Origin of the sequence: Carboxylicivirga fragile, from assembly GCF_050589805.1 — a bacterium.
Classification (GTDB): domain Bacteria; phylum Bacteroidota; class Bacteroidia; order Bacteroidales; family Marinilabiliaceae; genus Carboxylicivirga; species Carboxylicivirga fragile.
The window spans coordinates 1-770 of sequence record NZ_JBNGOY010000123.1 but is presented as its reverse complement, the minus strand read 5'-3'; the positions used below and the strand labels follow the sequence as shown (position 1 = coordinate 770).

2 protein-coding genes are annotated in these 770 nt (G+C 43.2%); both read right to left on the bottom strand.

Features of this window, described 5'->3' with window-relative positions:
- On the bottom strand, positions 1-203 hold a 203-nt coding region (locus ACRD7B_RS22770; RefSeq protein WP_430826974.1), incomplete at its 3' end, for a hypothetical protein.
- A gap of 16 nt (positions 204-219) precedes the next feature.
- The coding region (locus ACRD7B_RS22765; protein WP_430826973.1) for a fibrobacter succinogenes major paralogous domain-containing protein at positions 220-770 on the bottom strand (551 nt) is incomplete at its 5' end.

The window sequence follows — 770 nt, the reverse complement described above, 5'->3', positions numbered from 1 at the left end:
TTATCAATTGAAACCGTATAAGTATCCGTGCGCTTATTTTTCACCTTTACCTCAAAGGTATGTGTAGCACCTGGTTTTAAGGGTACAAGGTAGTCACCATATCGATAGGTTGAAGGCACATCCACAATAAAATCTTGTGCAAAGACATTTATGCTTGTACATATAAATAATCCAATAATTGAAAATTGAGTTAGTGTTTTCATTTTAGTTTGGTTTAAATTATTCTTTAATACATCGAATCGAATAGCCATTTATCATAAGGCTAAACCCCTTGTAAGTCTTAGTGCTCCATGCATATAACTGAAGATCAGCCGCAGACGACACTCCATTTTGTCCACTTGTCCACCAGACGCCATAACGAGAGAATGCCTGCATATTGTTCTCAATATGTCTCCACCCACCCGGCTGGGCTGTAAAACCACTGCTATTATCGGCTTCATTGGGTGAGTCCCAATGTAAATCACCGGCTTCTTTAAGTTTACCTCCGGCAATGGCATCGCCACCAAGGTGGTCTATCAGTATGTTCCAGTCATCAGGTGTTGCCACGCGCCAGCCTTTGGGGGCAATATTGCGGTTGTCGCTTACAGTATACCAATTATACAAGCGGCCATAAGTTGCTATGGTGTCTAGGGCTTCGGTATTGTTATAGTTACAATAGGCTCCCATGGCCAATATGCTCCATTCGTCGTTAGCTGTTACATTGGGTAGGGCATCGCCGTTTCGATAGCGGGTGACACGTAGATTCTCGGCCATCCAGGTTTGATCGCCAA